This is a genomic window from Microbacterium abyssi, from assembly GCF_015277895.1.
Taxonomy (GTDB): domain Bacteria; phylum Actinomycetota; class Actinomycetes; order Actinomycetales; family Microbacteriaceae; genus Microbacterium; species Microbacterium abyssi.
Map to the genome: position 1 here is coordinate 757864 of NZ_CP063815.1, position 24264 is coordinate 782127.

20 protein-coding genes and 1 tRNA gene are annotated in these 24264 nt (G+C 68.1%); 18 read left to right on the forward strand and 3 right to left on the reverse strand.

Annotated elements, in window-relative coordinates:
• Nucleotides 1-5: 5 nt before the first annotated feature.
• Nucleotides 6-1661 (reverse strand): malate synthase A, encoded by a 1656-nt coding sequence (gene aceB, locus IM776_RS03760; protein ID WP_194421699.1) that lies wholly within the window; start codon nt 1659-1661, stop codon nt 6-8.
• Nucleotides 1662-1835: 174 nt separating this feature from the next.
• Between aceB and IM776_RS03765 the strand changes: the two genes are divergently transcribed.
• Complete coding sequence (locus IM776_RS03765; protein WP_194421700.1) at nt 1836-3287, forward strand: helix-turn-helix domain-containing protein; 1452 nt, start codon at nt 1836-1838, stop codon at nt 3285-3287.
• Between the two features lie 3 nt (nt 3288-3290).
• On the opposite strand, the gene IM776_RS03770 is transcribed toward IM776_RS03765, so the two are convergent.
• Nucleotides 3291-4814, reverse strand: a complete 1524-nt coding sequence (locus IM776_RS03770) for a PucR family transcriptional regulator (protein WP_194421701.1) — start codon at nt 4812-4814, stop codon at nt 3291-3293.
• Nucleotides 4815-4914: 100 nt separating this feature from the next.
• Here IM776_RS03770 and gabT point away from each other — a divergent pair, with 100 nt between their 5' ends.
• From gabT to nusG, 14 genes are all read left to right on the forward strand, one after another.
• Nucleotides 4915-6276 (forward strand): 4-aminobutyrate--2-oxoglutarate transaminase, encoded by a 1362-nt coding sequence (gene gabT / locus IM776_RS03775; protein ID WP_194421702.1) that lies wholly within the window; start codon nt 4915-4917, stop codon nt 6274-6276.
• A 70-nt stretch (nt 6277-6346) separates the two neighbouring features.
• The gene (locus IM776_RS03780) at nt 6347-7729 is read left to right on the forward strand and encodes a flavin monoamine oxidase family protein (protein ID WP_194421703.1); all 1383 of its coding nucleotides are present in this window, start codon (nt 6347-6349) and stop codon (nt 7727-7729) included.
• A complete protein-coding gene (locus IM776_RS03785; RefSeq protein WP_194421704.1) occupies nt 7726-8622 on the forward strand; it encodes a universal stress protein in 897 nt (298 codons plus the stop codon). Before IM776_RS03780 ends, IM776_RS03785 begins: the two co-directional genes overlap by 4 nt.
• The gene (locus IM776_RS03790) at nt 8619-10169 is read left to right on the forward strand and encodes an APC family permease (RefSeq protein WP_194421705.1); all 1551 of its coding nucleotides are present in this window, start codon (nt 8619-8621) and stop codon (nt 10167-10169) included. Before IM776_RS03785 ends, IM776_RS03790 begins: the two co-directional genes overlap by 4 nt.
• A 32-nt stretch (nt 10170-10201) precedes the next feature.
• Nucleotides 10202-11677, forward strand: a complete 1476-nt coding sequence (locus IM776_RS03795; protein WP_194421706.1) for an NAD-dependent succinate-semialdehyde dehydrogenase — start codon at nt 10202-10204, stop codon at nt 11675-11677.
• Nucleotides 11678-11687: 10 nt separating this feature from the next.
• A complete protein-coding gene (locus IM776_RS03800) occupies nt 11688-13049 on the forward strand; it encodes an NAD-dependent succinate-semialdehyde dehydrogenase (RefSeq protein WP_194421707.1) in 1362 nt (453 codons plus the stop codon).
• Nucleotides 13050-13197: 148 nt separating this feature from the next.
• A complete protein-coding gene (locus tag IM776_RS03805) occupies nt 13198-13905 on the forward strand; it encodes a FadR/GntR family transcriptional regulator (RefSeq protein ID WP_194421708.1) in 708 nt (235 codons plus the stop codon).
• 106 nt (nt 13906-14011) lie between these two features.
• Nucleotides 14012-15415 carry a four-carbon acid sugar kinase family protein gene (locus IM776_RS03810; RefSeq protein ID WP_194421709.1) on the forward strand — a complete coding sequence of 468 codons (1404 nt, stop codon included), beginning with the start codon at nt 14012-14014 and terminating at the stop codon, nt 15413-15415.
• Nucleotides 15416-15432: 17 nt separating this feature from the next.
• Nucleotides 15433-16323, forward strand: a complete 891-nt coding sequence (locus tag IM776_RS03815) for an NAD(P)-dependent oxidoreductase (protein ID WP_194421710.1) — start codon at nt 15433-15435, stop codon at nt 16321-16323.
• A 57-nt stretch (nt 16324-16380) separates the two neighbouring features.
• The gene (locus IM776_RS03820; protein WP_194421711.1) at nt 16381-17802 is read left to right on the forward strand and encodes a GntP family transporter; all 1422 of its coding nucleotides are present in this window, start codon (nt 16381-16383) and stop codon (nt 17800-17802) included.
• An 87-nt stretch (nt 17803-17889) separates the two neighbouring features.
• On the forward strand, nt 17890-19614 hold the full coding sequence (gene poxB / locus IM776_RS03825) for a ubiquinone-dependent pyruvate dehydrogenase (protein WP_194421712.1): 1725 nt from the start codon (nt 17890-17892) through the stop codon (nt 19612-19614).
• Between the two features lie 149 nt (nt 19615-19763).
• A tRNA-Trp gene (locus IM776_RS03830) sits at nt 19764-19836 on the forward strand.
• A 40-nt stretch (nt 19837-19876) separates the two neighbouring features.
• Nucleotides 19877-20140, forward strand: a complete 264-nt coding sequence (gene secE, locus IM776_RS03835; RefSeq protein ID WP_194421713.1) for a preprotein translocase subunit SecE — start codon at nt 19877-19879, stop codon at nt 20138-20140.
• A gap of 44 nt (nt 20141-20184) precedes the next feature.
• The gene (gene nusG / locus IM776_RS03840; protein ID WP_194421714.1) at nt 20185-21237 is read left to right on the forward strand and encodes a transcription termination/antitermination protein NusG; all 1053 of its coding nucleotides are present in this window, start codon (nt 20185-20187) and stop codon (nt 21235-21237) included.
• Nucleotides 21238-21291: 54 nt separating this feature from the next.
• Here the strand turns inward: nusG and IM776_RS03845 are convergent, their stop codons facing one another.
• The gene (locus IM776_RS03845; RefSeq protein WP_194421715.1) at nt 21292-21690 is read right to left on the reverse strand and encodes a VOC family protein; all 399 of its coding nucleotides are present in this window, start codon (nt 21688-21690) and stop codon (nt 21292-21294) included.
• A gap of 95 nt (nt 21691-21785) precedes the next feature.
• On the opposite strand from IM776_RS03845, the gene IM776_RS03850 reads away from it, so the two are divergent.
• From IM776_RS03850 to rplA, 3 genes are all read left to right on the forward strand, one after another.
• Nucleotides 21786-22766 (forward strand): helix-turn-helix transcriptional regulator, encoded by a 981-nt coding sequence (locus tag IM776_RS03850; RefSeq protein WP_194421716.1) that lies wholly within the window; start codon nt 21786-21788, stop codon nt 22764-22766.
• A 142-nt stretch (nt 22767-22908) separates the two neighbouring features.
• Nucleotides 22909-23340: a 50S ribosomal protein L11 gene (gene rplK, locus IM776_RS03855; protein ID WP_144792427.1), complete on the forward strand. Its 432-nt coding sequence runs from the start codon at nt 22909-22911 to the stop codon at nt 23338-23340.
• 11 nt (nt 23341-23351) lie between these two features.
• Nucleotides 23352-24038, forward strand: coding sequence for a 50S ribosomal protein L1 (gene rplA, locus IM776_RS03860; protein ID WP_194421717.1), 687 nt, complete (start codon nt 23352-23354; stop codon nt 24036-24038).
• Nucleotides 24039-24264 lie beyond the last annotated feature (226 nt).

A 24264-nucleotide genomic window follows, 5' to 3' on the forward strand; every position in this document is an offset into this window, starting at 1 on the left:
CGCGGTCAGTCCTCCTCCACCAGGAACTTCGAGTAGGCCGACAGCGTGAGGAACGCGGGGAACTCGGTACCCAGCGAGACCTCGCGGAAGATCTCCGCCGCGTCGTCGAAGCGGTCGCCGGCCGAGCGCGTCGCCTCCTCCAGCACCTCGGTGATCAGCCCCTCGATGTACTCGGGGGTGATGCGGGTGCCGTCGTCGGTCGAGCGGTCCTGATGGATCCACTGCCACACCTGCGAGCGCGAGATCTCCGCGGTCGCGGCATCCTCCATGAGGTTGTCGATCGCGACGGCGCCGAGACCCCGCAGCCATGCCTCGATGTAGCGGATGGCGACCGACACGTTGCCGCGAACGCCCGCCGCCGTGATCGGGCGGCCGATGCGCAGATCGAGCAGGTCGGATGCCTGCACGTGCACGTCGTCGCGCTGACGATCGATCTGGTTCGGGCGGTCACCCAGCACGGCGTCGAACTCCGCACGGGCGGTGGGGATCAGATCGGGGTGCGCCACCCAGGTGCCGTCGAAGCCATCGCCGGCCTCGCGCTTCTTGTCGGCTGAGACCTTCTCGATCGCGCTCTGCGTCACCTCGGGGTCGCGACGGTTCGGGATGAAGGCGCTCATGCCGCCGATCGCGAAGGCGCCCCGCCTGTGGCAGGTCTGAACGAGCAGCTCGGTGTAGGCGCGCATGAACGGCACCGTCATCGTGATCTCGCTGCGATCGGGGAGCACGAAGCGCGCCCCGCGTCCGCGGTAGTTCTTGATGATGGAGAAGATGTAGTCCCAGCGTCCGGCGTTCAGACCCGCGCAGTGATCGCGCAGCTCGTACAGGATCTCGTCCATCTCGAACGCGGCGGGCAGCGTCTCGATCAGCACCGTCGCGCGGATCGTGCCGTGCTCGATTCCGATGTAATCCTCGGCGAACGTGAACACGTCGTCCCACAGCTTGGCCTCTTCGCTGGACTCCAGCTTGGCGATGTAGAAGTAGGGCCCGCGGCCGTTCGCGATCAGCGCCTCGGCGTTGTGGAAGAAGTACAGGCCGAAGTCGACGAGCGATCCGGATGCCGCCATGCTGCGGCCCGTGCGATCGATGAACGTCAGGTGCTTCTCGACGAGGTGCCAGCCGCGGGGGCGCATCACGATCGTCGGCGTCCGCTCGGCGGTGACCTCGTAGGTCTTGCCCTCGGGGGAGGTGAAGCTGAGTTCGCCGCGGATGGCGTCGCGCAGCGAGATCTGGCCGCCGATAACGTTCTGCCAGGTGGGGCTGGTGGCGTCCTCCTGATCGGCGAGCCATACCTTGGCACCGGAGTTCAGTGCGTTGATGGTCATCTTGGGGTCGGTGGGGCCGGTGATCTCGACGCGGCGGTCCTCGAGCCCAGGGCCGGCTCCGGCGACGCGCCAGTCGGCGTCCTCGCGGATGTGCCGGGTGTCGTCGCGGAACTGCGGGTCCTGGCCGCTGCCGATCTCGAACCGGCGGCGCAGGCGGTCGGCCATCCGGTCGTGGCGACGGTTCGCGAAGCGGTGGTGGAGTTCGGTCAGGAAGGCGATCGCGTCCGGCGTGAGGATCTCGTCGAACCGGTCACGCGTCGGGCCGGTGACGGTGAGCGTCGGGCCCTGCTGAATCGTCTGCGTGGGAGCGGTGGTCGGGGGAGCGGTGGGAGTGGTCATGATCGGAATCCTTTGCGTCGAGACGGATGCTGTTGTCTTGAGGGCCGGATGCTTCTGTGGAAGCGGGGGCCGTGGAGAGGCTTGACACCACTCTGAGTGAAGTTCGACCCTCCGGCCGCACGAATCCGAGGAGAAGAATTTCTGAACTTCTGCTTTTGTGACAGAATCAGCGCCATGAGCACCGCTGAAGCTGCAGAAGACACCGATGCCCTCACGATCGGCCGCCGCATCCGCCAGCTGCGCACGGCGCGCGGGATGACTCTCGACGACCTCGCATCGGCCGTCGATCGCGCGCCCAGCCAGATGTCGATGATCGAGACCGGCAAGCGTGAGCCGAAGCTCACTCAGCTGCAGGTGATCGCGCGGGCACTCGGCGTCGGCATCGACGCGCTGCTGGAGGGCGAGCCGCTCGATGAGCGCAGCACCGTCGAGATCGCACTCGAACGCGCGATGAAGGGGCAGACGTTCCAGGCGCTCGGCATCGAGCCTTTCCGCATCGCGAAGGCCGTTCCGACCGAAGCGCTGCAGGCGCTGCTCGCGCTGCACGCCGAGATCGACCGGCTCAGGGACGAGCGTGCCGCGACCCCGGAGGAGGCCAGGCGCGCGAACGTCGAACTGCGCCACCTCATGCGCAGCCAGGACAACCACTTCGAGGACCTCGAGAAGCGCGCCGCCGAGATCCTGAGCGCGGTGGGCCACCCCGGTGGACCGCTGACGCAGCGCACGGCATCCGAGATCGCCGCCTACCTGGGCTTCACGCTGCACTACGCGCCCGACCTGCCGCAGACGACGCGCAGCGTCGCCGATCTCGCGAACGGGAGACTGTATCTGTCGAGCAGCATCCCCGCGAAGGGCGATGCCCGTACCGCCGTGCTGCAGGCGCTCTCCAGCCGCATCCTCGGCCACGCAGAACCGCGCAGCTATGCCGAGTTCCTGCGTCAGCGTGTGGAGACCAACTACCTGACAGGCGCGCTGCTGATCCCCGAGGCGCACGTCGTGCCGTCGTTGAAGGCCGCCAAGGAGCGTCGGGCGATTTCGATCGAGGATCTGCGCGACGCGTACTCGGTGTCGTATGAGACGGCGGCGCACCGGTTCACGAATCTCGCCACGCGGCACCTCGACATTCCGGTGCACTTCCTGAAGGTGCACGAGTCCGGCACGATCACCAAAGCGTACGAGAACGACGACGTGAACTTCCCGACGGATCGGCTGGGGGCCATCGAGGGCCAGATGTGCTGCCGCCGCTGGACGAGCCGGGTCGTGTTCGACGAGGACGACCGCTTCAACCCGTACTACCAGTACACCGACACCGGCAACGGCACCTACTGGTGCACGGCCAGGGTGGAGGCGTCCAGCGAGGGGCTGCACTCGGTGAGCGTCGGTGTGCGGTTCGACGACACGAAGTGGTTCGTCGGCCGAGACACCGCGCACCGCGGCGTCTCGAAGCACTCGGTCGAGGTGTGCTGCCGCAGGGCTCCGGCAGACCTCGAGCAGCGCTGGCGCGAGCAGTCCTGGCCGAACGTGAAGACCCCGCGCACGCTGCTCGCGACGTTGCCGACCGGATCGTTCCCCGGCGTCGACACGACGGACGTGTACGAGTTCCTCGAGGCGCACGCGCCGCGGTGATAGCTACGCGCCCGCCCCATCGCGAGCCGGCGCCGCCTGCAGCAGCGCCCACAGTTCAGCTCGGGCGGGAAAGGTCGACAGGTCCATGCCGAGCAGGCTCGAGGCCTGTGCGACGCGCGTGCGCAGGGTGTGGCGATGGATGCCGAGTTCTAGTGCCGCCGCCTCCAGCCGCGCGTCGTGCTGCAGCCAGGCGCGCAGCGATGCCTCGAGTTCGCGTCCGTCGGCGCGCAGCGGTGCCAGACGCGACTCCGCCACAAGTCGGGCGTCGTCGGTGACGAGTGAGCTGAGGATGCTGTCGGCCACTGTGTCCGAATAGCGCACGGCTCCCGCACCCTCCGCGGCCGGACCTCGATGCCGCAGAGCCTCGACCGCCTGCGCATGCCCGCGCGAGAACGCGTCGTAGCGGGCGGGCTCCGAGACGCCGACACGGATGCCGAACCGCTCGGCGAGGTCGTCGAAGAGCCCGGCGTCCTCGGCCGAGACGACCATCGAGATCCCGGCCTCGGAGGTGCCGCCGAACATCGCCGTGCTGTCCTCGGTGCGCCGGCGCTCCCACCAGTCCGCGATCGCGTCTTCCGGAGCATCCGGGTCTGCGACGCCGATCACCACGGGAGCGGAGGGAACCGATCCGAGTACTCGACGAGCCAGGGTCGGGTCGTCGAGCAGCAGCGAAGCGAGCACCTGCGACCGGAGGCGCCGCCGACTGCGGGCCAGCTGCTCGTTCTGCTCGAGGGCCAGGCCGGCCATGGCGATCACGGAGGTGACCACCGCCCGAGCTTCGGCGTCGAGCGAGGCCGTTCCGATGGCGATGACACCGCGGAGGTGCCCTGAGCGCCCGAGCGTGAACAGCGTGAACGACTCGGTGCCGAGAGTCAGCGACTGCCCGGCCTGCCCGCCGCGCGTGATGAGCTCGGCAGCCCGCGCGCCGAGCGCCTCGAGGTCGTCCGCGCCGAGGTCCCCCTGCGGATGCTCGTGCACCAGCAGACCGGTCGCATCGAACATCCCCACCCACCGCTCGAGTCGCTTGGCGAGCTCGGAGAGTGTCGAGTCGAGCCCGCGGGGGCGCAGCGCTGCGATCGCAAGGGCGCGCTGGGCATCCAGCGCCCAGGTGCGGCGGGCGTAGGTCTGCGCGGCGATCGCCTCGGCATGAGCGCGGGCCACGGCGATGAACGGGGTGTCGTATGGCACCTCGTAGAGCGGGATCCCCGCCCGCGCGCACGCGGCGACCAGGGCGTTCGGGACGACCGGACGCTTCACACCGGTGCCGAACCCCAGACCGACGATCCCGCGTCCGGCGAGGCGCGCGATGTAGGCGTCGGCATCGTCGTCGCCGAGCTGGCTGCCCGTCGTGAGCAGCGTGAGATCGTCCGCGAGGAACGGGGTGGGGTCCGCGAGATCCGACGAGTGCACCCATCGAAGCGGCCGGTCCAGGGCCCCGTCGGCCAGAGCGTTCTCATCGCCGACGAGTCGGAGGCCGAGGTCGCGACGACCCAGCAGCGCGCGCAGAGTGGGCTGGTCCACGGGCATCCTCTCAATCCGGAGTAATTGTACGAAACGGCGAATCCTCTCCAGGGATTGTACTGAGCGGCGAATGCATCGGTTCACCAGGCGGTCTACGCTCGCGAACATGGCACTTCTCGACACCGACGCACCAGCGCTTCCTCTTGGCGGCCCCGGCCTTCCTCAGGAGCGTCGCCTGATCACCGACCTGCCCGGCCCGCGCTCAGCCGAGATTCTCGCACGCAAGGCGGATGCCGTCCCCGCCGGCGTCGGACACACCGTGCCGGTGGCGGCCGTGGCTGCGGGCGGCGGGATAGTCGTCGACGCCGACGGCAACTCGCTCATCGACCTGGGCTCCGGCATCGCCGTGACGACCGTCGGCAACGCTCATCCGAAGATCGCCGCAGCAGTCGCCGCCCAGGCCGCGCAGTTCACGCACACCTGCTTCATGATCTCGCCGTATGAGTCATACATCGCGGTGGCGGAGGCACTGAACCGCCTCACCCCGGGCGACTTCGCCAAGAAGAGCGCCCTGTTCAACTCCGGCGCCGAGGCGGTCGAGAACGCGATCAAGATCGCTCGCAAGCACACCGGTCGCCAGGCCGTGGTCGCCTTCGACCATGGGTACCACGGCCGCACCAACCTCACCATGGCGCTGACTGCCAAGTCGATGCCGTACAAGAGTGGCTTCGGCCCATTCGCCCCTGAGGTCTACCGCGCGCCGATGTCGTACCCGTTCCGGGACGGGCTCGCCGGCTCCGAGGCTGCGGCGCGTGCGATCCTGCAGATCGAGAAGCAGATCGGCGCTGACAACCTCGCCGCGATCATCATCGAGCCCATCCAGGGCGAGGGCGGCTTCGTCGTGCCCGCCGACGGCTTCCTCCCGGCGCTGTCCGAGTGGTGCACGGCGAACGGCGTCGTGTTCATCGCCGACGAGGTGCAGACCGGCTTCGCCCGGACCGGTCACATGTTCGCCAGCGAGATCTTCGGCGTCGAGCCCGACCTCATCACCACGGCCAAGGGAATTGCCGGCGGCCTCCCTCTCGCGGCGGTCACCGGCCGCGCCGAGGTCATGGATGCCTCGCACGCCGGGGGCCTCGGCGGCACCTACGGCGGCAACCCGATCGCCTGCGCGGCGGCGCTCGCCGCGATCGACGTCTTCGAGAACGACGGCGTGATCGAGCGCGCGCAGCAGATCGGCCGTCTGCTCAGCGATCGCCTGCGTGCGATGCAGGCCGCGGATCCCCGCATCGGCGACGTGCGCGGTCACGGCGCGATGATCGCTGCCGAGTTCGTCGACCCGCAGACGAACGCCCCGGATGCGGCCCTCACCGCGGCTGTCGCGAAAGCGGCCATCGCTCAGGGCGTGATCGTGCTGACCTGCGGCACCTACGGCAACGTCATCCGCTTCCTGCCGCCGCTGTCCATCGGCGACGAGCTGCTGAACGAGGGCATCGACATCATCGCAGCGGCGCTCGCCGCGAGCTGAGAACGTCCGGTCGCGGCCGGCTCGGGGGATGCCGGATCCGCGACCGGCGACGACGACGAAGGAGTTGGAGATGACGGAGATCACACGCGAGGTGCTGATCGTCGGCGCGGGGGCCGCGGGGCTGACCGCCGCGAACGACCTGCGCAAGGCAGGGCTGTCCGTTGCCGTTCTCGAGGCGCGCGACCGCGTCGGTGGACGGCTGTGGACCGACGTCATCGACGGCGCCTTGCTCGAGATCGGCGGACAGTGGGTGTCGCCGGATCAGGATGCACTGAAGGAGGCCATCGAGGAACTCGGGCTCGAGACCTTCGACCGGTACCGCGACGGCGAGAGCGTGTACATCGGGCCCGACGGTACGGCGCACCGCTTCACGGGTGAGATGTTCCCGGTGGCGGCGGAGACCGAGCAGATCATCGCCGACGTCACCGAACGACTCGATGCCATGGTCGCCGAGATCGACCCCGACCGTCCCTGGGCGCACCCGAATGCGGCGGAGTGGGATGAGATCTCGTGGGAGGCATGGCTGCGCACCCAGACCGACGACGACGAGGCGGTGCGCAACCTCGCCTTCGCCACGGGATCTGCGATGCTGACCAAGCCCGCTCACGCCTTCTCACTGCTGCAGTCACTGCTGATGGCCGCTTCTGCCGGATCGTACTCGAACCTCGTCGACGCCGATTTCATCCTCGACAAACGAGTGGTCGGGGGCCTGCAGCAGGTGCCGCTGCGGCTCGCCGAGCGACTCGGAGACGATGTCTTCCTCGGCCAGCCCGTGCGCACCCTGGAGTGGGGAGCCGACGGGGTCACGGCCACTACGGACGAGATGACCGTGACGGCGCGGTTCGCGATCCTCGCGCACGCCCCCGTCCTCTACAGTCGGATCTCGTTCGTCCCGCCGATGCCGCGCCGTCAGCATCAGCTTCACCAACACCTCTCGATGGGGTTCGTCATCAAGGTGCATGCCGTCTACGACCGTCCGTTCTGGCGCGAACAGGGTCTCAGCGGCACCGCTTTCAGTCCGTATGAGCTCTCGCACGAGGCCTACGACAACACCAACCACGGTGACGAGCGCGGCACGCTGGTCGGCTTCGTCAGCGATCGCAACGCCGATGACCTGTTCACGCTGACGGCCGAGGAGCGCAAGCAGCGCATCCTCGAATCGCTGTCGCATTACTACGGGCCCGAGGCGATGAACCCCGTGGTCTACTACGAGAGCGACTGGGGCAGTGAGGAATGGACGCGCGGCGCCTACGCGGCCAGCTTCGACCTGGGTGGTCTGCACCGCTACGGCGCCGACCTCCGGACGCCCGTCGGCCCGATCCACTTCGCATGCAGCGACCTCGCCGGTGCCGGCTACCAGCACGTCGACGGCGCGATCCGCATGGGGCACCTCGTGGCCGACGACATCGTCGAAGCGAGCCGCTCCGGCGCGGCAGCGGGAGGCGTGCGATGAGCGGCGCGATCGTCGTCGGATACACCGCGACGGATGCCGGGTTGGATGCCGCGGCGCTCGGCGCCCGCCTCGCCCGCAGCCTCGACGCGCGTCTGCACCTGGTGATCGTCCTCCCCGCCGAGGGCACCCGCAGCGCAGTCGTCCCTCCGGAGCGGGCGTACGAGGACCTCATCCGCGGTCAGGCCAAGAAGTGGCTCGCAGACGCGATGACCCGACTCCCGCAGGACCTCACCCGCAGCGGTCACGTGCGCCTGGCTGAATCGTTCGCCGAGGGGCTGATCGCCGCCGGTGAGGAGTTCGGCGCCCGCCTGATCGTCGTCGGCGCAGCCGCCGGCGCCATTCTGGGACGCCACCGACTGGGAGGCGTGGCGTCCGCTCTGCTGCACTCGTCGCCGATCCCTGTCGCGCTCGCGCCATCGGGGATGGCTGACCAGGGCGACGAGGTAGTGCCCCGCATCACCGCAGCCCTCGGCACGAGGGCGGGAGCCGACGTGCTGCTCGACGAGGCGGTGGCGCTCGCTGCGGACAGCACGAGTCCGCTCCGGCTCGTCTCGCTCGTTCCGTTCGACGTTCCGCCAGGCCTGGACACCGGTGCGATCCGCGTGGTCGCCGGCGGCCACGCGGACGACGTGCTCGCCGCCGCGCGTGAGGGGCTGCCCCCAGAGATCACGGCGACCGTGGAACAGGCTCCCGGCGATTCCGTCGAGGATGCCGTCTCACACCTGTCCTGGCTGCCCGGTGAGGTCATCCTCGTCGGCTCGAGTCGGCTCGCCCAGCCGCGTCGGCTCTTCCTCGGTTCGACGGCGGCGAAGATGCTGCACGTCCTGCCCGTACCCATGATCGTCGTGCCACGCACCCGCAGCGGTGCCAAGGTCGAAGGAGACCTCGCATGAGCATCACGCCTCCGCCGTTCACCGAAGAACCGGCACCCGTCACCGGCGGACTCTCGCAGAAGGGCCTGAGCGCCGGGACGGTCGGCCTCATCGGCGCCGTGGTCATCGGCATCTCGTGCATCGCCCCGGCCTACACACTCACCGCGGCCCTGGGTCCGACCGTGTCGGAAGTGGGCTTCCAGGTGCCGGCGATCATCCTCGTAGGCTTCATCCCTATGCTCCTGGTCGCCTTCGGCTACCGCGAACTGAACCGCACGATGCCCGACTCCGGCACCTCGTTCACCTGGGCGGCGCGGGCGTTCGGGCCGTGGGTGGGCTGGATGGCGGGTTGGGGGTTGATCGCGGCGACCATCCTCGTGCTCTCGAACCTCGCCGGCATCGCCGTCGAATTCCTGTTCCTGCTCATCGATCAGATCGCGGGCAACCCCGGCACGATCGCGGAGCTCGCGTTCAACCCGTTCATCAACGTCGCCGTGTGCCTGCTGTTCATGCTGGGCGCGACGATGATCTCCTACCGCGACATGCAGACCACGCAGAGGCTGCAGTACTTCCTGGTTGGATTCCAGGTGCTGGTGCTGCTGATCTTCTCGATCACCGCGTTCGTCCAGGTCGCCCAGGGCAACGCCTTCGATGCGAGCGCGATCGACCTCAGCTGGTTCAACCCGTTCGCCGTGGGCTCCGTCGGCGCGGTCGTCGCCGGCCTCTCGCTGTCGATCTTCATCTTCTGGGGGTGGGACGTCACGCTCACGATGAACGAGGAGACCAAGGATCCCGAGAAGACCCCAGGGCGCGCGGCGACCCTCACTGTTCTCACGATCGTGGTCCTGTACCTGCTGCTGTCGATCTCGCTGCTCTCGTTCGCCGGCATCGGCACGGGGGAGCTGGGCCTCGGCAACGAAGACATCCAGAGCAACGTGTTCTTCTACCTCTCCGGTCCGGTCCTCGGCCCGCTGGCGTTCCTGGTGTCGCTGGCGGTGCTCACCAGTTCAGCCTCGTCGCTCCAGTCGACGTTCGTCTCGCCGGCTCGTACACTACTGGCGATGGGGCACTACGGCGCCCTGCCGGAGAGCTTCGCCAAGGTGAGCCCGCGCTTCTTCACCCCGGGCTACGCGACGATCGTCGCATCCATCGTGGCCTCGGCCTTCTACGCGGTGATGCGATTCGTGAGCGAGGACGTGCTCTGGGACACCATCACCGCGCTCGGCATGATGATCTGCTTCTACTACGGCATCACGGCGTTCGCGTGCGTCTGGTACTTCCGCAAACAGTGGTTCGACTCGGCGCGCATGTTCCTGTTCACCATGCTGTTCCCGCTCGTCGGCGGCATCATCCTCGCCGCCCTGTTCGTGATGACGCTGGTCGACAGCATGAACCCGGACTACGGCAGCGGATCGAACATCGGCGGCGTCGGCCTCGTTTTCATCCTCGGCGTCACGGTGATCGTCCTCGGCATCCTCATCATGATCTGGCAGGCGATCAAGCGCCCCGCGTTCTTCCGCGGGGAGACACTGGCTATGGATGCTCCAGCCAGCCTGCGTCGCCGATAGAGACAATTCATACCCCACGGAAAGAGAGATCGATGACCACCGCACTCGCAGCGAACGAGACCGCCCTGCTCGACAACGTCCCGAAGGGGCTGTTCATCGGAGGCGAATGGACCGATGCCGAGGGCGGGCGGACCTTCGAGGTGCGCGACCCGGCGACGAACGCCGTGATCGCCTCGATCGCCGACGCGACGCCGGCCGACGGCATCCGCGCCCTCGATGCGGCTGTGGCCGCGCAGGACGAATGGGCGGCCACCCCGGCGCGCACCCGCAGCGACATCTTGCGCCGCGCGTTCGACCTCGTGCAGGAGCACAAGGAGGACCTCGCGCTGCTCATGACCCTCGAGATGGGCAAGCCGCTCGCCGAGTCGCGCGGCGAGGTCGTCTACGGCGGCGAGTTCCTGCGCTGGTTCAGCGAGGAAGCCGTGCGCATCTCGGGCCGGTACGGGCAGAACCCGGAGGGCACGGGTCGGATGATCGTGTCGCAGCGCCCGGTGGGGCCGTCGTTCTTCATCACACCGTGGAACTTCCCGTTCGCGATGGCCACCCGCAAGATCGCACCGGCGCTTGCGGCCGGCTGCACCGTCGTCATCAAACCCCCGGCTTTGACGCCGCTCACGACGATCTTCTTCACGAAGCTCCTCGAGCAGGCGGGACTGCCGGCCGGCGTCGTCAACGTGGTGCAGACCTCGTCCTCGTCGAAGGTGTCGGCGCCGATCATCGCCGATCCCCGGCTGCGCAAGCTCTCGTTCACGGGATCGACCGAGGTCGGCCGCAAGCTCATCGCCCAGGCCGCTGAGGGCGTGCTGCGCGTGTCGATGGAACTCGGCGGCAACGCACCCTTCGTCGTGTTCGACGACGCCGACCTCGACAAGGCGGTGGACGGGGCGATGCTCGCGAAGTTCCGCAACATCGGCCAGGCCTGCACGGCCGCGAACCGTTTCATCGTGCACTCCTCGATCGCCGGCGATTTCGCCGACCGCGTTACCGAGCGCGTGAAGGCGATGAAGATCGGTCGCGGCACCGAGGACGAGGTCGCGATCGGACCGCTCATCGACGCGGATGCCGTCGCGAAGGCCCGCGACCTCGTTCAGGATGCCGTCGACCGCGGTGCCGGCATCCGCACAGGTGGCAGCGCCATCGAGGGGGATGGCAGCTTCTTCGAGCCGACCGTCATCACCGACGTCGCGAAGGGCAGCGACATCCTCCGCGAGGAGATCTTCGGCCCGGTGCTCGCCATCGCCACCTTCGAGACCGAGGAGGACGCCGTCCGTCTCGCCAACGACACCAAGTACGGTCTGGTCTCGTACGTGTTCACTGAGGACCTCGCCCGCGGGCACCGGATGATCGACGCGCTCGAGACCGGCATGATGGGGCTGAACGTGGGCGTGGTCTCGAACGCCGCAGCACCGTTCGGCGGTGTCAAGCAGTCCGGCGTCGGCCGCGAGGGCGGCTTCGAGGGCATCCACGAGTACCTGTCGACCAAGTACACCCTGATCCCGAACGACTGAGAGGACGATGATGACCGATTACGCCGTCACCAATCCCGCCACCGGGGAGACGACCGCCACCTACGACACGTTCACCGACGCCCAGATCGACGAGGCGATCGGACGAGCGGATGCCGCGGCATCCGTCTGGGCGAAGACGTCGCCCGCCGACCGCGCCGCCGTGATCCGCCGGATCGCCGAACTGCACCGCGAGCGACGCGACGATCTCGCCGCTGTGATGGTGAGGGAGATGGGCAAGCCGATCGCGGCGGCGATCGGCGAGGTCGATTTCGCCGCCGACATCGTCGAGTACTACGCGGACAACATCGCACAGATCACCGGCGATGCGCCGTTGACGATCGTCGGCGACGGCACAGCGGTGATCCGCCGCACGCCGCTCGGAGTGCTGCTGGGGATCATGCCGTGGAACTTCCCGGCCTATCAGGTCGCGCGCTTCGCGGCTCCCAACCTCGCCATCGGCAATACGATCATCCTCAAGCACGCTCCGCAGTGTCCGGAATCGTCCGCGATGCTCGAGACCATCTATCAGGATGCCGGTCTCCCCGACGGCGGCTACGTGAACGTCTACGCGACCAACGAACAGGCGGCCGACATCATCGCGGATCCGCGCGTGCACGGTGTCTCGGTGACCGGCTCAGAGCGCGCGGGCGCCGCGGTGGCCGAGGTAGCAGGCCGCAATCTGAAGAAGGTCGCGCTGGAGCTGGGCGGGTCCGACCCGTTCCTCGTGCTGTCGGCCGATGACCTCGACTCCGTCGTGCAGGCCGCCGTCGACGCGCGGCTCGACAACAACGGGCAGTCGTGCAACGGCGCCAAGCGCTTCATCATCACCGATCGCCTCTACGAGGAGTTCACGGAGAAGTTCGTCGCCGCGCTCGCCGCGGTGCAGGCACAGGACCCCGCGCAGGAGGAGACCGTGCTCGGCCCCCTCTCATCGCTCGCCGCAGCCGAGCGGCTGCAGGAGCAGATCGACCGGGCTGTCGCGCAGGGGGCGACCCTTCTCACCGGCGGCACCCGTGACGGCGCCTTCTTCGCACCGACCGTGCTGGCGGACGTCACCGCCGACATGGATCTGTATCGCGAGGAGCTGTTCGGGCCGGCGGCGGTCGTGTACCGCGCAGCCGATGAAGAGGATGCGGTCGCCATCGCGAACGGCACGCCGTTCGGGCTCGGGTCTTACGTGTTCACCACGGACGCCGAGCAGGCCGAACGAGTCGCCGATCGGATCGAGGCGGGCATGGTCTACGTCAACCTCGTGCTCGCCGACAGCCCGGAGCTCCCGTTCGGCGGCGTCAAGCGGAGCGGCACCTCGCGTGAACTGGGGCTTCTGGCCGCCGACGAGTTCGTCAACAAGAAGCTCATCCGCACGGCCTGAGTCGCCGGGTGGTGCTCCCTTGTGCTGGGTGGCCGGTGCTGCGCTCCGCCCTGCGGGGCGTTGAGCGAGCGCAGCGAGACGAAACGGGTTGAGCGAGCGGAGCGAGTCGAAGCCTCGGCGGCTGCGACGTTTCGCTAGCGTTGGAGGGATGAAGCCCGAGCGAGTGACCCGCACGCAGTCCGTCGTGGACGGACTGCTCGATGCGATCATCGCCGGCCGCCTCCAGGCGGGGGAGACCCTGCCGGCCGAAGCCGATCTCGCAGCTCTCCTCGGAGTGTCGCGCCTCACGCTCCGGGAGGGCGTGCGGCTGCTGCAGGCGCAGGGCGTCATCGTCGCGGTCCCCGGCAGCCGGCACCGGGTCGCCCCCGTCGACGAGTGGACCGGCCTCGAAGCCGTCGTGCGCTATTCCCGCAGCGGAGGAGCTCGCCGCCGCTCGTCCCTCGACCTGCTCGACATGCGCGTGATGTTCGAGACCGGCGCCGCGGAGCTCGCGGCTCCCCGCTGCACCGACGAGCACATCGCGCGGCTCGAGGAGCTGCTCGAGCAGATGCGCACGGCACACGCCCACGGGGACGTGCCCGGGTTCGTGGATGCCGACCTCGCCTTCCACGACGTCATCTTCGCCGCCGCCGATAACCGGATCCTCGTCGCATCGGTCCGGCCGCTCACCACGATGCTGCAGGACTCCCGGAGCGAGACCAGCGCCGTACTCGAGATCCGTGAGCACGCTCTCGTCGAGCACGCCGCCGTTCTCGACGCGATGCGCTCGCGATCGCCCCAGACTGCACGCGAGGCGATGGCCAGCCACATGCGCCAGACGCGGGATGATCTGCTGCACTACGTGCTGGGCGAGTAGCGACCTCGCCTCGTTTGCCCGAAGGCCGATTTAGGCGTAACCTCGTTATCTGATATCGGATAACCTGCACCGAATCACCAAGATCCCTCTGAACGAAGGAGTTCCCGTGCACGTCGACGCGCTTCTCGCCGGCATCCCGGTCCCCGTCGAGATCGACGCCGCTGAGGTTCGCGCATCGCTCGATCCGCGCGGGGTGCTCGTCGTTCTGGACGACGATCCGACCGGCACGCAGTCCGTCTCGAACCTTCCGGTCCTCACCCGCTGGGAGAAGGAGGACCTCGCCGGTGCCTTCGCGACCGGGGCCGCAGCCGTCTACGTGCTCACCAACACGCGCTCGCTCGACGAGAAGACCGCGGCCGAGCGCAACCGCGAGGTCGTCGCGGTCGCGCTCGCCGCGGCATCCGAGGCGGGCCGTCGCGTGACCTTCGTGTCGCGCGGGGACTCCACGCTGCGCGGCCACTTCCCGCTCGAGACCGACGTGCTGTCGACCGAGATCGTCGCCCATGGCGGCCGCGCACCCGAGCTGACCCTCCTCGTCCCGGCATTCCCGGATGCCGGCCGCGTCACGGTCGACTCGGTGCACTACTGGGTGACGGACGGCGAGGCGACCCCTGTCGGGGATACGCCGTTCGCGAAGGACGCCACCTTCGGCTTCGCATCATCGAACCTCCGCGACTGGGTCGCCGAGAAGACGAACGGGCGCATCGTGGCCGAAGAGGTCGCCGCACTCACCGTCCAGATCATCCGCTCCGGCGTCGATGCCGTCGCCGACTTCCTCGCCGGGCTCTCGACGGGCACCGTGGTCGCGGTCGATGTCGTCGACGAGAGCGACATGCGCGTCGTCGCCCTCGCGCTCCACAGCCTTCACGAACGCCAGGTGCTGCTGCGCGTCGGCCCGCCGTACGTACGTGCCCACATCGGACAGGACATCGCCGAGCCGGTGTCCGCCGCCGACATCCCGTTCGCCTACGACCGCGGCGGCCTGGTCGTCGTCGGCAGCCACGTGCCGCTGACCACCGCCCAGCTCGAGGAGCTGCGTCGGCAGCGCCCCGACACCGTCACGATCGAACTCGACGTCCGCCAGCTCATCGACGAGCGCCGCGAGGTGCACCTCGACGCCCAGGCGCACGCAGTCGCCGCCGAGCTCGCCTCCGGATCGGTGATCGTGCACACCACGCGCGAGCTCGTCACGGGTGCGGACGGCGAGGAGAGCCTCGAGATCGCGCGCAAGGTCTCCAGCGGCGTCGTCGACCTCGTCCGCCGGGTGCTCGCGATCGCGCCGCCCCGTTTCGTGATCGCCAAGGGCGGCATCACCTCCAGCGACGTCGCCAGCGAGGCTCTCGAGATCCGCCGTGCCACCGTGCTCGGACCCATGCTGCCCGGCATCGTGTCGCTGTGGCAGCCGCAGACCGGCCCTGCCGTCGGCATCCCGTACATCGTCTTCGCCGGCAACGTCGGCGACACCGACTCGCTGGCCCGCGTCGTCGCGACCCTCGCCGACGCCGACTGAGATTTGAAAGGAACACAATGACCTCCACCGTCGCCGTCATCGGACTGGGAGCAATGGGCCTCCCGATGGCCACCCGCCTCGCCGAGCGCTTCGAGGTGCGCGGCTTCGACATCGCCGCTGAGCGCATCGCATTGGCCGCCGAGAAGGGTGTGCAGCCGGCGGAATCCGCCGCGGATGCCGTCACCGACGCGCAAGCGGTCCTCGTCGCGGTGCGCACCGGCGGCCAGCTCAACGACCTCCTCTTCGGCGAGACCGGCCTCGCCTCGCACCTCGCCGACGGCGCGGTCGTGATCCTCACCAGCACGGTGGGCACCGACGGCATCGGTGACATCGCCGCACGCCTCGCCGAGCACGGCGCGCAGCTGGTGGATGCTCCGCTCTCCGGCGGCCCCGTTCGTGCCGGCCAGGGCGACCTGCTGATCGTCGTGGGCGCCGCTCCCTCGGCGCTCGAGGTCGCGCGCCCCGTGCTCGACCAGCTCGCCTCGACTCTGTCGATCGTCGGGGACAATCCCGGCGACGGTCAGGCCCTGAAGACCGTCAACCAGCTGCTGTGCGGTGTGCACATCGCGGCCGCCGCCGAGGCTCTGGCCCTCGCCGACGCTCTGGGCCTCGACCGGGAGAACACCCTCGAGGCGCTCACCGCCGGTGCGGCGAACTCCTTCATGCTCGGCAACCGCGGTCCTCGCTCGCTGCAGGCCTACGACGAGGACGGGGCCGAGGTCCTCAGCCGCCTCGACATCTTCGTCAAGGACATGGGCATCGTCGGCAACGCCGCCCGCGCCGCGCACCTGTCGACCCCGGTCGCGAACGCCGCCGAGCAGCTGTTCCTGCTCGGCGAGGCCCAGGGCCTCGGCGATCACGACGACTCCGCCGTGATCCGCGTCATCGCTCCCGAACGTCTTTCCTGAACCCGACCGCAACCAGGGCGCACCCGCGTCCTCGAACCTGAAAGAAGAGATCCAGAGATGCTTCCTCTTCCCGCGCTGATCGCGATCGGAGTCGCCGGCCTCGCGCTGCTGCTCCTGCTGATCATCCGATTCAAGATGCAGGCGTTCTACGCCCTCATCCTCGTATCGATCCTCGTCGGTCTTGCTGCCGGCCTGCCGATGACGACGATCCCCGCCAGCGGGGATACGCCGGAACAGCTCGGCATCATCCAGGCGATCATCGCCGGTGTCGGCGGCACCCTCGGATCCGTCGCCGTGCTGGTGGCGCTCGGCTCGATGCTCGGCAAGATCATCGAGCTCTCGGGCGGAGCGGAGTCGCTCGCCGGGAAGTTCACCAAGTGGCTGGGACCCAAGCGGGTCGGCATCGCCCTCGTCATCGCTGCAGCGATCCTCGCGATCCCGGTGTTCTTCGACGCCGGCTTCATCATCCTCGTGCCGATCATCTTCGCGTTCTCGAAGATCGCCGGACTCAATCCGATCAAGTTCGGTCTGCCCGTCGCCGGCATCATGCTCGCCGTGCACGTGGCCGTGCCGCCGCACCCCGGCATCGTCGGGGGCGCCACCATCCTCGGCGCCGACATGGGCTGGGTGCTGATCTTCTCGCTTATCATCTCGATCCCGCTCGCCGCGCTGTCGTTCTGGGTCGGCAAGATCATCAACCGTCGCGAGTACGCGATGATCGAGGCCACCAAGGAGATGTTCGACAGCTTCGGCACCGAGAAGGCGTCGATCAATGCCGGGCTCCGTGAGGGCGAGAAGGCACCGAGCGCCTTCACCGTGCTCGCGCTGATCCTGCTGCCGTTGGTTCTCATCATGCTCGGCACCACCGTCGCGCCGGCCTTCGAGTCCGGAACGTTCTGGAACGGATTCCTCTCGATGATCGGGCAGCCGATCTTCGCCCTCATGGTCGCGATCGCCGCGGCGATGTTCTTCCTCGGCGTCCGTCGCGGCTGGTCACCCGCCAAGCTCGGCGAGGTCATGGAGTCGGCGCTGCCGTCGGCCGCCGTCATCATCCTCGTCACCGGTGCCGGTGGCGCGTTCGGGAAGATCCTCACCGAGACCGGCATCGGCGGTGCCGTCGCCGAGCTCATGGCGGGCAGCGGCATGCCCATCCTGCTCGCGGCCTTCCTCATCTCGCTCATCATGCGCGCAGCGCAGGGGTCGGCGACGGTCGCCATCACCACGACGGCGGGCCTGCTGCTGCCGACCGTGGCCGTGCTCGGCCTCGACACGATCCACATCGCGCTCGTCGCGGTCGCGATCGGCTACGGCGCGCTCGGCCTCAGCCACGTGAACGACTCCGGGTTCTGGGTCGTCACGCGCTACCTCGGGTTGTCGGTCAAGGACGGGCTGCGTACCTGGACGCCGCTGACGACCGTGCTCGGCGTCGCCGGGTTCCTTCTCACCTGGCTCACGTATGCCGTCATCCCGATGAGCTGACAGCACCTGACAGAGGCCCCTGGCGCTCGCGAAAGCGGATGCCGGGGGCCTCTCGCTCTGCACATGCGTCCGGACTAGGGTCGGGACATGGTCACCGTCGCAGAGAACATCGTCCACACCCTCCGCGCCAACGACATCGACCGGGTCTACGGCATCCCCGGGGACTCGCTCAACGGCTTCACCGACGCGCTGCGCAAAGACGGCACGTTCCGCTGGCTGCACGTGCGTCACGAGGAGTCGGCCGCATTCGCCGCCGCCGCGGATGCCGCGATCACCGGCGACCTCGCCGTCGTCGCCGGCTCCTGCGGGCCAGGCAACCTGCACCTGATCAACGGGCTCTTCGACGCGCAGCGCTCCCGCGTGCCCGTGCTCGCGATCGCCGCGCACATCCCCACGTCCGAGATCGGCACCGGCTACTTCCAGGAGACGCACCCTCAGGAGCTGTTCCGGGAGTGCAGCGTGTACGTCGAGTACGTCGCCGACCCCGTTCAGATGCCGCGACTGCTGGAGATCGCGATGCGCACCGCCATCGAGGAGCGTGGTGTCGCGGTGCTCGTGATCCCCGGCGAAGTGGCCCTCGCCGAGATCAAGGACGACCGGGCGGCGGTCATCGAGCGCGCCCGTCCCGTCGTGGTGCCGAGTCCGTCGGAGCTGGAGAGGGCCGCGCAGCTGCTGAACGCTTCGACGAAGGTCACGATCCTCGCCGGGGCCGGCGCCGAGGGGGCGCATGACGAGGTCGTGGCGCTCGCCGACAGGCTCGGAGCGCCGATCGTGCACGCCTTGCGCGGCAAGGAGTTCATCGAATACGACAACCCGTTCGACGTCGGGATGACCGGCCTGCTCGGATTCGCCTCGGGGTACCGTGCCATGGAGTCCGCCGACACCCTGCTCGTTCTCGGCTCCGACTTCCCCTACGAACAGTTCTATCCTGAGGACGCCACGACGATCCAGGTCGACATCCGTGGCTCGCAGCTCGGCAAGCGGCATCCCCTCGATCTCGGCCTCGTCGGCGACGTGCGCGCCACGGCGGATGCGCTGCTGCCGAGAATCGCCGAGAAGAGCAACCGCTCGCACCTCGACGACGCCGTCGCGCACTACCGCAAGACCCGCGCCAAACTCGACGAACTCGCCGTCCCCGCTAAGGGCAGGAAGCCGATCCATCCACAGTATCTCGCCAGGCTTCTCGATGAGCACGCGACCGATGACGCGATCTTCACGGCGGACGTCGGATCGCCGACAGTCTGGGCTGCGCGCTACCTCACGATGAACGGGCGGCGACGGCTGATCGGCTCGTTCACGCACGGGTCGATGGCCAACGCTCTGCTGCACGGCATCGGCGCGCAGACCGCGCGGCCGGATCGCCAGGTCGTCGCGCTCGCAGGGGACGGGGGACTGGCGATGATGCTCGGCGAGCTCATCACCCTCACCCAGAACAATCTGCCGGTCAAGACGATCGTGGTGAACAACTCATCGCTCAACTTCGTCGAGCTCGAGATGAAGGCGGCCGGCTTCGTCACGTACGCGACCGACCTCGAGAATCCGAACTTCGCGGCCGTCGCCGAGGCTCTCGGCATCTTCGCGCGGCGCGTCGAGCGCAGCGAGGATCTGCCGGATGCCGTCGCCGAGGTGCTCGCGCACGACGGCCCCGCGCTGCTGGACGTCGTCACCGAACGGCAGGAACTGTCGATGCCCCCGGCCATCAGCGCGGAGCAGGTCAAGGGCTTCGCGCTGTACGCCATCCGCACCGTGATGTCGGGGCGCGGCGACGAGCTGCTCGACCTCGCCAGAGCCAACTGGCGGCAGCTGTTCTGACGCGGCTCTTGCTCCCTGAGCCTGTCGAAGGGCCCGCATCGGTTCGCCCGCGCCCGTGGCATGCCGTACACTGGACAGGCAGTTGTCTGCATTCTTTCTCGTGCCTTCGGGTGAGATGGGAACGCAGACCCAGGGTCCTTCCGGGCTCTAGGGCGGTAGCTCAATTGGCAGAGCAGCGGTCTCCAAAACCGCAGGTTGCAGGTTCGATTCCTGTCCGCCCTGCGCGTCAGCGCCACGCTGGCACACGAAAGGTACATTCAGGATGGATCAGGACGAACCGCGCGGCGAGATCGTCGCGGCAGGCGGCGCCGCCGGTGTGAAGAAGCTCGGCTTCTTCGGGCGGATCGCACTGTTCTTCCGCCAGGTAATCGGAGAGCTGCGCAAGGTCGTCACCCCGACCCGCAAGGAGCTGTTCAAGTTCACCGCAGTCGTGCTGGTCTTCGTGGTGATCGTGATGGCCTTCGTGTACGGTCTGGACACCGCCTTCTCGTGGTTGACGGCGCAGGTCTTCGGAGTGCCGCAGTAAGCGACGCTCTAGCGGGTCCACCGCACTGAATGGAAAGAAACAACGTGTCTGAACGATATTCCGACGACGCCGACTGGGCGACCGCCGCGGAGCAGTCCAGCGAGGACGACGAGGCGCAGGAGGGCAACGTCCTCTCCGCCGAGGAGAAGGCGTCCTCCGCTGCCGAGCACGAGGCAGTCCACATCGAAGGCGACGACGGTGAGGCAGACGAGGAAGGCACGGAAGACATCGACATCGACGACCCGGAGGCCGACGCGATCGTGAACGACGCTCTCAACCTGGACGAGACGGCAGAGACCGAAGCTGCCGCAGAGGTCCTGAACGACTCGGCGGAAGAAGAGGCCGCAGACATCGAAGCCGCAGCGGCCGACGAGGTCACACCCTACGACGGCCCCGACGTGAACGGCGAGGAGGACGCCACGGCATCCGATGACGCCACGTCCGAGGAGGCGGCATCCGAGGGCGACGCCGAGGAGGACCCGTACGAGGCCTTCCGCATGGACCTCCGGATGCTTCCCGGCAAGTGGTACGTCATCCACTCCTACGCCGGCTTCGAGCGCAAGGTGAAGGCCAACATCGAGCAGCGCAAGTCGACGCTCGAGGTCGAGGACGACATCTACCAGGTCGAGGTCCCGATGGAGGACGTCGTCGAGATCAAGAACGGCCAGCGCAAGATGGTCACCCGCGTGCGCATCCCGGGCTACGTGCTCGTGCGCATGGAGCTCAACGAGGACACCTGGTCGGTCGTCCGCCACACCCCGGGCGTGACCGGCTTCGTGGGCAACGCTCACAACCCCACGCCGCTGCGCTTCGAAGAGGCGTTCAACATGCTCAAGGCGCTCGTCGAGGTCAAGGACATCCCGACCGCGAAGAACGTGCAGTCCAAGGGCGGCGTCGCCGTCGCGAGGACCGTGCCGGCCGAGGTCGACTTCGAGATCGGCGAGACCATCACGATCAAGGAAGGCTCGTTCGCGGGCCTGCCCGGTTCGATCAGCGAGATCAAGCCCGAGAGCGGCAAGCTCACCGTGCTCGTCTCCCTGTTCGAGCGCGAGACCCCGGTCGAACTGTCGTTCGACCAGGTCACGAAGATGTCCTGAGATCACACGCTTTTCACGAAGACGGCCGTCCCTCTCGGGGCGGCCGTCTTCGCGTCAGGCGTCGTGCTGCGCTGCCCAGTGCGGACTCTGGATGAGTCCGATGAGATTGCGGAAGGGGTCGCTGACGGATGCCGACCACCAGCCGTCTCCGCGTTGGGTGATCGGATCGAACTCGGTCGCTCCGAGCGCGATCAGCCGGTCGAAGGCGGCCTGGATGTCGTCGACGTGCATGCTCACCAGTGCGCCGCCGGGCTGGTCGAGCGCGGGCCGGAAGCGGGCATCCATCAGCGCGAACTCGTCTTCGTCGTCGCCGAAGCGCCACTCGGCGTACTGAGCAGGGCCCTCCTCCGGGCGGATGAAGTACGGCTCCGCACCGAACAGCCGGCGGTACCAGTCGATCGCGGCCGGCATGTCGTCGGCGACGAGGTTGATGTTGGCGAGTCCTCGGAACATGGTCTTCTCCTTGATTGCGGGTGTTTCTTCTATGCTCGATGGTGAAGTGATCATCTTCTGATCACTTCACCGAGACTTCTCGAAGGAGTTCCGAAATGCGTGCCGATCGTCTCATCCAGGCACTTCTGCTGCTCCAGGGCCGGCCGCAGATCACCGCCGCGCAGCTCGCCTCCGAACTGGAGATCTCCGTGCCGACCGCTCGACGCGACCTCGAGGCGCTGTCGATGGCAGGCGTCCCGATCTACCCGACGCGCGGGCGCGGTGGCGGCTGGCGTCTGATCGGAGGTGCGCGCACCGACCTCACCGGGCTCACCGAGGGTGAGGTGACATCAGTTCTCATCGGTCTGGCGCAGGGTGGTGCCGGCGATCCAGAGCGCATCGCCGCCGTGCGCAAACTCATCCGTGCCATGCCTGCACCCTTCCGCGAGGGCGCTGAGCGGGTCGCGTCGGCGACGATGCAGGATGTGCCGTGGGGCCAGAAGAAGGATGCCGCGGTCGCAGCTCGGGTCGAGCAGCTGCAGCGCGCGATCGCACGGCAGCATCGGGTGCGGCTGGACTACGAGGGCTCGCGCGGAGAGGAAGCGGTCGACCTCGTACCGCTGGTCGTCGGCAGCCGGGGCGTGCATTGGTACCTGCTCGCAGCACCGCCGGGCGAAGGCGCTGACGCCGCGGATGAGGACCGGCTGCGCACGTACCGAGTCGATCGGATCCGCGATCTCGAGATACTCGCGGGTCGGGGCGCGCCTCCCGATGGCTTCGACGCGTCTGCGGTCTGGACAGCAATGGTCGCCCGTGTAGAGGACCTGCGCGGCACAGTGCGCGCCGTGGTGAGCGTGCAACCGTGGGCGATGCGTGCGCTGCGCGATCAGTTCGGCGCGCAGGCGCGCGTGATCGATGCCGGCGCTGACGATGGCCATCCGCTCGTCGAGGTGCATGCCCACCGCGTGGACGCCCTGGCCGAACAGCTGGCCGGGTGGTCGAGCGTCGCCGAGGTGATCGAACCCGTCGCGGTGCGAGCCGCGCTGCGGGCGCTGGGGGAGCGGATCGTCGCACAGTACGCGGCGGAGAACACGTGATCACCGCAGCCGCTGTGATCGGGTAGACTTACGTGGTTTGTGGGTGCGCTTCGGCGCGCGCGCAACAGCACCGCAGCCCGGAGATGCCGGGTTCGCGGGAGAACCGGATGCCACGGCATCCGATTCGATGAAAGGAAAGAGAATGGCACCCAAGAAGAAGGTGACCGGCCTGATCAAGCTCCAGATCAACGCCGGTGCCGCCAACCCGGCGCCGCCGATCGGCCCCGCGCTCGGTCAGCACGGCGTGAACATCATGGAGTTCTGCAAGGCGTACAACGCCGCGACCGAGTCGCAGCGCGGCAACGTCATCCCTGTGGAGATCACCGTCTACGAGGACCGCAGCTTCACGTTCGTCCTGAAGACGCCCCCGGCAGCGGAGCTCATCAAGAAGGCCGCCGGCGTGCAGAAGGCTTCGGCCACGCCGCACACCGTCAAGGTCGGCAAGATCACCAAGGACCAGGTCCGTCAGATCGCAGAGACCAAGCAGGCTGACCTGAACGCGAACGACATCGAGGCCGCCTCGAAGATCATCGCCGGAACCGCCCGCTCCATGGGCATCACGGTCGAGGGCTGAGGGGAATAATCATGGCAAAGTCCAAGGCTTACAAGGCTGCCGTCGAGAAGATCGAGGCAGACCGTTTCTACACCCCGACCGAGGCAGTCGCCCTCGCGAAGGAGACCGGCTCGGCGAAGTTCGACTCGACCGTCGAGGTCGCGCTGAAGCTCGCCGTCGACCCGCGCAAGGCAGACCAGATGGTGCGCGGCACCGTCATCCTCCCGCACGGCACCGGTAAGACCGCACGCGTCATCGTGTTCGCCACCGGCCCCGCGGCCGAGGCTGCGATCGCCGCAGGCGCGGATGAGGTCGGCGGCGCCGAGCTCATCGAGAAGGTCGCCGCAGGCTGGACCGACTTCGACTCGGCTGTCTCGACCCCTGAGCTCATGGGCCAGGTCGGTCGACTGGGCAAGGTGCTCGGCCCCCGTGGCCTGATGCCCAACCCGAAGACCGGCACCGTGACTCCGAACCCGGCCAAGGCCGTCGAGGAGATCAAGGGCGGAAAGATCGAGTTCCGCGTCGACAAGCACGCCAACGTGCACTTCGTCGTCGGCAAGGCCTCGTTCTCCGCAGAGCAGCTCGACGAGAACATCGGTGCAGCGCTCGAGGAGATCGTGCGTCTGAAGCCGTCGAGCGCCAAGGGCCGTTACATCCAGAAGGGCGCCGTGTCGACCACGTTCGGCCCCGGCATCCCGCTGGACGTCAACGCCATCTGACGCTGACATCTTCGAAGGGCTCCCACCGTCACGGTGGGAGCCCTTCGTCGTACCCGGGACCCAAGGAGAACAGGGGATGCCGGCGCGACACGCCAGGGCGACGCGCTCGATTTGCCCGGTCTCCGGATCCCGCGTAAGTTATTACTTGTTCGCCCCACAGGGAAGCGGAGAGGCTCAGAGCCTCACCCCCCTCAAGTGGAGAACCACCTCCCGAATCCTTCACTTG

What these genes read in the sequence shown, in the direction of transcription:
- aceB (WP_194421699.1), bottom strand. Translation starts at nt 1,661, where the DNA reads ATGACCACTCCCACCGCTCCCCCGACCACCGCTCCCACGCAGACGATT.
- IM776_RS03765 (WP_194421700.1), top strand. Translation starts at nt 1,836, where the DNA reads ATGAGCACCGCTGAAGCTGCAGAAGACACCGATGCCCTCACGATCGGC.
- IM776_RS03770 (WP_194421701.1), bottom strand. Translation starts at nt 4,814, where the DNA reads ATGCCCGTGGACCAGCCCACTCTGCGCGCGCTGCTGGGTCGTCGCGAC.
- gabT (WP_194421702.1), top strand. Translation starts at nt 4,915, where the DNA reads ATGGCACTTCTCGACACCGACGCACCAGCGCTTCCTCTTGGCGGCCCC.
- IM776_RS03780 (WP_194421703.1), top strand. Translation starts at nt 6,347, where the DNA reads ATGACGGAGATCACACGCGAGGTGCTGATCGTCGGCGCGGGGGCCGCG.
- IM776_RS03785 (WP_194421704.1), top strand. Translation starts at nt 7,726, where the DNA reads ATGAGCGGCGCGATCGTCGTCGGATACACCGCGACGGATGCCGGGTTG.
- IM776_RS03790 (WP_194421705.1), top strand. Translation starts at nt 8,619, where the DNA reads ATGAGCATCACGCCTCCGCCGTTCACCGAAGAACCGGCACCCGTCACC.
- IM776_RS03795 (WP_194421706.1), top strand. Translation starts at nt 10,202, where the DNA reads ATGACCACCGCACTCGCAGCGAACGAGACCGCCCTGCTCGACAACGTC.
- IM776_RS03800 (WP_194421707.1), top strand. Translation starts at nt 11,688, where the DNA reads ATGACCGATTACGCCGTCACCAATCCCGCCACCGGGGAGACGACCGCC.
- IM776_RS03805 (WP_194421708.1), top strand. Translation starts at nt 13,198, where the DNA reads ATGAAGCCCGAGCGAGTGACCCGCACGCAGTCCGTCGTGGACGGACTG.
- IM776_RS03815 (WP_194421710.1), top strand. Translation starts at nt 15,433, where the DNA reads ATGACCTCCACCGTCGCCGTCATCGGACTGGGAGCAATGGGCCTCCCG.
- IM776_RS03820 (WP_194421711.1), top strand. Translation starts at nt 16,381, where the DNA reads ATGCTTCCTCTTCCCGCGCTGATCGCGATCGGAGTCGCCGGCCTCGCG.
- poxB (WP_194421712.1), top strand. Translation starts at nt 17,890, where the DNA reads ATGGTCACCGTCGCAGAGAACATCGTCCACACCCTCCGCGCCAACGAC.
- secE (WP_194421713.1), top strand. Translation starts at nt 19,877, where the DNA reads ATGGATCAGGACGAACCGCGCGGCGAGATCGTCGCGGCAGGCGGCGCC.
- IM776_RS03845 (WP_194421715.1), bottom strand. Translation starts at nt 21,690, where the DNA reads ATGTTCCGAGGACTCGCCAACATCAACCTCGTCGCCGACGACATGCCG.
- IM776_RS03850 (WP_194421716.1), top strand. Translation starts at nt 21,786, where the DNA reads ATGCGTGCCGATCGTCTCATCCAGGCACTTCTGCTGCTCCAGGGCCGG.
- rplK (WP_144792427.1), top strand. Translation starts at nt 22,909, where the DNA reads ATGGCACCCAAGAAGAAGGTGACCGGCCTGATCAAGCTCCAGATCAAC.
- rplA (WP_194421717.1), top strand. Translation starts at nt 23,352, where the DNA reads ATGGCAAAGTCCAAGGCTTACAAGGCTGCCGTCGAGAAGATCGAGGCA.